The following is a 6,494-nucleotide window of genomic DNA, read 5'->3' on the forward strand; positions in this document are numbered from 1 at the left end:
CTCGGCCGCTCAAGGAAAGGAAACGCACGTGTCGTATTTGCTCCGCGTGCAACTTCCGGATCGACCGGGAAGCCTCGGTGCGCTCGCGCTCGCACTCGGCTCCGTCGGCGCGGACATCCTCTCGCTGGACGTGGTCGAGCGCGGCGCGGGCTACGCCGTCGACGATCTGGTCGTCGAGGTACCTTCCGGCGCACTCCCCGACACCCTCATCACCGCCGCCGAATCGATCGGCGACGTGCGCGTGGACTCGATCCGCCCGTATTCCGGCGTGCTCGACACCCACCGCGAACTCGAGCTGATCGATCAGGTGGCGAGCGCTCGCGACGACCGGATGCAGGTGCTGGTGGACGGCGTGCCGCGAGTACTGCGGGTCGGCTGGAGCACGATCATCGACATCGGGCCGCAGGGGGCCTACCGGGTGGTCGGCAGCCCGAGTGCGCCACAGACACAGGCTGGTTCGGCGCCGTGGATGCCGCTGGAGAAGCCCACCGTGCTCGATCCCGAGGCCGGCTGGGTGCCGGAGATCTGGCGCGACATGGACACCAAGCTGGCCGCCGCTCCGCTCGGCAACTCCGGCAAGGTGCTGCTGCTCGGCCGGCCGGGCGGTCCCGACTTCCGGCCCTCCGAGGTGGCCCGGCTCGGTTACCTCGCGGGCATCGTCGCCACCGTCCTCGGCTGATTCCGAACCGGCGCTTCAGGTTCGGGCACCGCCCTCGGTGACGCGCCGATCCGGCGGTCGTATGCGGACGCGGCGCGAGTATCGCCGCGAGCGAGCGTCACCGACGCGGGTCGGTGCAACCGCCGCTCCGATCGCCCTCGCGGGCAGACGCCTTCACATGGGCCGCCCGCCTTCACATGTACCGCCGAGCGGCTGTCGCAGCAGCGGGGCCGGACCGGTGCAGCGCGACGAACCGTCAGGCGGACTCACCGGAACAGTCGATCGGTAGCCGCAGAACATGCAGCAGGTCCCCCGCGCTGGTACGCCAGTCCCGGCTGGGCACGGGATGGAAGCCGAGACGGTCGTAGATCCGGCGGGCGTCGACCATGGCGGGCATCGTGGTGAGGGCCACCGCGGCGCGACCCTCCGCGCGGGCCAGGTCGATCACGGTGCGCACCAATGCCGTTCCCGCGCCGAGCCCGCGCGCGGTCTTCGCGACGGCGAGCATGCGGAACTCCAGCTCGCCCGGAAGCGCGATCTCCGCGTAGGGGGTACCGGCCGGTGCGACGGTGAGCGAGCCGACGATCCGGTCGGCGTGCGTGGCGACCAGGATCCGGGCCGATACGGCCCGGCGGGCGGTGTCGGCCAGCTCGCCCGCGTACCAGCTGCCCGCCTCCACATAGCCCTCGCCGACGTAGACCTGCACGGTCAGCTCGCCGACCGCGTCGTACTCGTCCGGCCGCGCCGCCCGGACGACGACACCCGCCTCCCGCACATCCATACCCGGCATGATGCCATCGACCATGACGTGGGCTACGGCACGTCCGGCCCACCTGCTGGGCTCACGCCGGGTTGCCGGGTTCGCGCCGCCCCACCGCCGTGTCGCGTCGGCGCGCTGCTCGTGGGCGGTCGGCGGCGTCGTGACGCACTCACTGCCCGCGATCGACATACGCCGACACAGCAGCCTGGCCGCGAACGTCACGGCCGAGTGGTTCGAGCACCCGGCCGTCGCCCCGGGGAGCCGGTCCCGAGGATGACGCCCCGAGCAGCGGCCTGCGATCGCTCAGGCGGCTGCTCGGCGCGTCATCCTCGGGCAGCGGCCTGCGATCGCTCAGGCGGGCCGGGCGATCTGCCAGCGGTCGGGCTTGCCCGCCGGATAGACGACGGTGACCAGATCACCGATCTGCGGCCAGGAACTCGTGTCCCAGACGAATCGGCCGTACACGACCCTGCCGGGGATCGAAGGACCGGTCAGGTTCCCGGTGATGGTCACGAACTGCTCGCCGGAAGCATCGGGACGCGGGCTCACACCGGTGATGTACAGCGTCCCCTCCTCCGGGTTCACCAACCGATAACCCCGCTGGCCGCGGATCACGAGCACGATCAGCGACACCAGCACCGCGGTCAGGATTACCAGCGTGGCGAACTCCAGCATGACTTCAATGCTAAGTGCGCGTCACACCGGCGCGAGCTCGCTGGTGCCCTGAACGGTGCGCCGGACCTGCCAGACCGACGTGCGGGCGCGTTGCGAACGCCCGTTGCCCCGATCGATCAGCAGCCGGTTGCCGGTGGTGAAGATCAGTTGAGCGCCACGGGCGTTCGTTTCCGGGTTCTGGAACAGCTGGATCAACCGGTCGGTCTCCTCGGCGGGCAGGCACGCGCCGATGTCGTCGATTGCGAGGACGCGGCCCGCGTCCAGTGCGTCGAGCATGACGGGCAGCACCCGCAGCAACGCCAGCGTCGCGGAGGATTCGTCGCCGATCTCGAACGGGGTGTCGATGCCGTCGTGCACCAGGCTCAGTCCCACGCCGCGCCGGGCCACCATCCGCGCGTACAGGGCGTCGCGCGCCGCCCTCAGGTTGGTCAGCTCGCGCTCGAGCAGCGTGCCGGTGAGGCCGTTGTCGCGTAGCAACTGGTCGGCGTAGGCGGGCGAGCCGACGCACAGGTCGATCTGTTTGCCGAGGCCGGCGATGTCGGCGTCCAGTTCGCGCAGGTAGTCGGCGTACATCGGGTCGTGCTCGGCGACGAGCAGGTCTGTGATGCCCAGCTCGGCCGTGCGCAACAGCACCAGCAGCCGCGCCGCGTTCTCCGGCGACCGCGAGATATGGCTGCCCAGCCGGTGGGCGATGGCGTCGGGCTCGGCCGGACCGCGCTGCACCTCGAGCATCGACTCGAACCATCGGTAGGCGGGCACGAGCGCGTCGGAGTACATCTGGCCCGCGAGGCTGAGCAGCAGGGCGTTCGGCCGGACCAGCGGAGCCAGCGCGGTGATCCCGTACCGCGACGCCTCGAACATCGGGCCGATCTTGATCTGTTCGCCGCTGCGCTCGAACACGATCCGCTTGCGCGAGCGCGGGTGGGTGTGCAGCCATTCCGCGGTCACGTCGGCGTTGTCCAGCCGGAACCCGTAGGTGTACGGCACGCCCTCGGCGACGAACGCCGCCACGAATTCCGAAGGCCGGTCGGCGAATCCGAGATGCGGCGCGCGCACCGGGCCCGCGTACGGGTCCCACCCGGTCACCGAGTGCAGCACCGCGTCACGCATTTGCCAGAGCGCATCGATCAGGTTCGTCTTGCCCGCCGCAGCACCGCCGTGCACGGCGGTCACCGGCACGGCCACCGGCCCGCTTCCCTTGGTGAGCCGCAACTCCTGCTCGTCGGCCAGCGATCTGTGATTGGTCACCTGAAAACTGCGCAGCATGCCGCCATACTTCCGTCTGCACGACAGACGGGCGACACCAGCCCGGTGACGTCCGCGATCCGCGCCGATCGCGGTCGCCGGGACAGCGGGTGTGATAGCGGGTTAGCATGCCTGCACGTTGCGGCTTGCCGCGGCGTACTGCCGAAGTTGTTCTACGGGATGAGGGTAACGATGGAACCGACGGTTCGTCGTCTTGTGGTTCGAAGCTCCGTCGTCGCCGCGCTCGCGCTGGGCTCGCTGGTCGTGGCGCCGGAGGCGGTGGCCGACGCGCCGTGTCCGGAGGGCACCGCACGCGTGTTCCTGTCCGACAGCACGAACACCTGCCAAGGTGGCGGCACGGTCAGCTACGACCCGCCCGGCGTGGTGTCGAAGGTGTGCTCGACGCCGACCGCCGACGTGTCCGCCGAGGCGACGTTCAAGAACCGCCGGGGCAAGCTTTTCACCCAGAAGCTCGACCTGAGCAGCGGCCGCTGCGGACGATTCGACATCGCGGGCCAGCTGGGCGCCACGGTCACGGTGAGCTGAGCCGGGACACGGCCGCGCCGGTCACTCCTCGGCTTCGGCGTCCTCCGCGGCTGTCTCCGGCGCGACCGCTTCGGGGCCGCCTTCCAGCAGCCGCCGGAACCCCTCCTCGTCGAGGATCGGCACACCGAGTTCCTCCGCCTTGGCGGCCTTGGAGCCGGGCGCGTCGCCGATCACCACGAACGCGGTCTTCTTCGATACCGAGCTCGCGGCCTTGCCGCCGCGCACCAGGATCGCCTCCTTGGCGCCATCGCGGGTGAAGCCTTGCAGCGAGCCGGTCACCACGATGGACAGGCCCGCCAGATTGCGCTCGATGGATTCGTCGCGCTCGTCCTCCGTCCGCACCCCCGCGGCGCGCCACTTCGCCACCACGGCGCGGTGCCACTCGACGGTGAACCACTCCGCCACCGCGGCGGCGATGGTCGGGCCGACGCCGTCGGCCGCGGCCAGTTCCTCGAGCGACGCCTCCTGGATGCGGTCCAGGCTGCCGAATTCGGCGGCCAGCGCCCGCGCCGCGGTGGGGCCGACGTGCCGGATGGACAGGCCGACCAGCACCCGCCACAGCGGCCGGTCCTTGGCGACGGCCAGGTTCTCCAGCAGCCGCTTGCCGTTGGCGGACAGGCTGCCGTTCTTGTTCGCGTACAGCGAGGTGGTCAGCAGCGCCGTCTCGTCCAGGTCGAACAGGTCACCCTCGTCGGTGATGGCGCGGGACTTCAGCAGATCGATCGCGCCTTCGTAGCCGAGCGCCTCGATGTCGAAGGCGCCGCGGCCTGCCACGTGGTACACGCGCTCGCGCAACTGTGCCGGACAGAACTGCTGGTTGGGGCAGCGGATGTCGGCGTCGCCCTCTTTCTCGGGCCGCAGTTCGGTGCCGCACTCGGGGCAGTGGGTCGGCATCACGAACTCGCGCGCGTCCTCGGGCCGGGCATCCACCACCGGACCCAGCACCTCGGGGATGACATCGCCCGCCTTGCGGATGGTGACCGTATCGCCGATCAGCACACCCTTGCGCTTGACCTCGGCGGCGTTGTGCAGAGTGGCCATCGCGACCGTGGATCCCGCGACGGACACCGGCTCCATCACCGCGAACGGCGTCACCCGGCCGGTGCGGCCGACGTTCACCTGGATGTTCAGCAGCTTGGTCGTCGCCTCCTCGGGCGGATACTTATAGGCGATCGCCCAGCGCGGAGCGCGGGAGGTCGAGCCGAGACGGCGTTGCAGCGCGGTCTCATCGATCTTGATCACCTGGCCGTCGATCTCGTGCTCGATGTCGTGGCGGTGCTCGCCCCAGTAGGCGACCCGCTCGATCACCGCGTCGATGCCCTGCACCCGCCTGGTGTGCTCGGACACCGGCAGGCCCCACGCGGCGAGCGCGCGATACGCCTCGTACTGCGAGGTCGGCGTGTAGCCCTCGATGCGGCCGAAGCCGTGGCAGATCATGCGCAGCCTGCGCCGCGCGGTGACCGACGGATCCTTCTGACGCAGCGAACCGGCCGCGGTGTTGCGCGGATTGGCGTAGGGCGGCTTGCCCTCGGCCACGATGGCGGCGTTGAGCGTCTCGAAATCCTCCAGCCGGAAGTACACCTCGCCGCGGACCTCGAGCACCTCAGGAATGGGGAATTCGTCGCTGGGGGTCAGCTCGCCGGGGATGTCGTCGATGGTGCGCGCGTTGAGCGTCACGTCCTCACCGGTGCGTCCGTCGCCGCGGGTGGCGCCGCGCACCAGCCGCCCGTTGCGGTAGACGAGGTTCAGCGCGACGCCGTCGATCTTCACCTCGCACAGATAGTGCAGGTCCGGGCCGGTCTCCGCCTCCACCCGGGCGGCCCAGGCGCGTAGCTCGTCGACGTCGAACACGTTGTCCAGCGACAGCATCCGCTCGAGGTGGTCGACCGCGGTGAAATCGGTCGCGAAACCGCCGCCGACGAGCTGGGTCGGCGAATCCGGCGTGCGCAGGTCCGGATGCTCGTCCTCCATGGTCTGCAGCCGCCGCAACAGTGCGTCGAACTCACCGTCGGAGATGATCGGCGCATCCCGGACGTAGTAGCGGAACTGGTGCTCACGTACCTCGTCCGCGAGTTGCTGCCACTCCACCCGCTGCTCCGCCGTCGCCGGGGCCGCCGCGCTGTCGCTGTCACTCACCCATCGCACATTAGCCGAGGCCGCCGACAGCACCTCGTCATGTTCGCGCACGTCGCCGCACCCGACGGCACGGATTCCGGACGTCAGGAGAAGGAAAGCTCCTCCGGCTCCTCCGCATACGCGCGCGCGATCTCCGCGGCCAGGCGCAGCGCCCGCCGGCTCCACTCCAGCGGGACGCCCGCCAGACCACATGCCGGACTGACCGCCACCCGTTGCGCCAGCGTCCGGCGGCCGAAGCCGAGCCGATCGATCAGCCGGACGCCCGGCTCGGCGAATTCGCGCCAGGTGACCGTGGTCGCCTGCGGCTCGGTCGGGACGACACCGAGCACCAGCTGCTTACCCGCTTCGAGGGCTTCCCCGACCTCGTCGAGTTGCCCGGTGCCGATCGTGCTCAGGTCGAAGCCGATCGCGGCGGCGGCGCTGCGGCGCAAGAGGCCCAGCGCGGGCGGTTCGGCGCAGCTGTGCACCAGCACC

The 6,494-nt window shown here is 70.4% G+C and carries 7 protein-coding genes; 2 read left to right on the forward strand and 5 right to left on the reverse strand.

The annotated features are described in order from the left end of the window. The first annotated feature begins 28 nt into the window (after positions 1 to 28). Positions 29 to 679, forward strand: a complete 651-nt coding sequence (locus tag ON19_RS21435) for an ACT domain-containing protein (protein ID WP_043695680.1) — start codon at positions 29 to 31, stop codon at positions 677 to 679. Positions 680 to 914: 235 nt separating this feature from the next. Here ON19_RS21435 and ON19_RS21440 read toward each other — a convergent pair whose 3' ends face one another. The 3 genes from ON19_RS21440 to ON19_RS21450 form a co-directional block, all read right to left on the reverse strand. Beyond that, on the reverse strand, positions 915 to 1,439 hold the full coding sequence (locus ON19_RS21440; protein ID WP_043695753.1) for a GNAT family N-acetyltransferase: 525 nt from the start codon (positions 1,437 to 1,439) through the stop codon (positions 915 to 917). Positions 1,440 to 1,769: 330 nt separating this feature from the next. Continuing rightward, positions 1,770 to 2,093: a hypothetical protein gene (locus ON19_RS21445; protein WP_043695683.1), complete on the reverse strand. Its 324-nt coding sequence runs from the start codon at positions 2,091 to 2,093 to the stop codon at positions 1,770 to 1,772. A gap of 21 nt (positions 2,094 to 2,114) precedes the next feature. Continuing rightward, positions 2,115 to 3,359: an AAA family ATPase gene (locus ON19_RS21450; protein WP_043695684.1), complete on the reverse strand. Its 1,245-nt coding sequence runs from the start codon at positions 3,357 to 3,359 to the stop codon at positions 2,115 to 2,117. A 195-nt stretch (positions 3,360 to 3,554) separates the two neighbouring features. Between ON19_RS21450 and ON19_RS21455 the strand changes: the two genes are divergently transcribed. After that, positions 3,555 to 3,884, forward strand: coding sequence for a hypothetical protein (locus ON19_RS21455; RefSeq protein WP_043695686.1), 330 nt, complete (start codon positions 3,555 to 3,557; stop codon positions 3,882 to 3,884). A gap of 21 nt (positions 3,885 to 3,905) precedes the next feature. On the opposite strand, the gene ligA is transcribed toward ON19_RS21455, so the two are convergent. Beyond that, positions 3,906 to 6,020, reverse strand: coding sequence for an NAD-dependent DNA ligase LigA (ligA, locus tag ON19_RS21460; protein ID WP_043695755.1), 2,115 nt, complete (start codon positions 6,018 to 6,020; stop codon positions 3,906 to 3,908). A gap of 83 nt (positions 6,021 to 6,103) precedes the next feature. After that, positions 6,104 to 6,494: methionine synthase (locus tag ON19_RS21465; protein WP_043695689.1), on the reverse strand; the 391-nt coding region annotated here is incomplete at its 5' end.

Origin of the sequence: Nocardia abscessus NBRC 100374 (assembly GCF_000308455.1) — a bacterium.
GTDB lineage: Bacteria > Actinomycetota > Actinomycetes > Mycobacteriales > Mycobacteriaceae > Nocardia > Nocardia abscessus.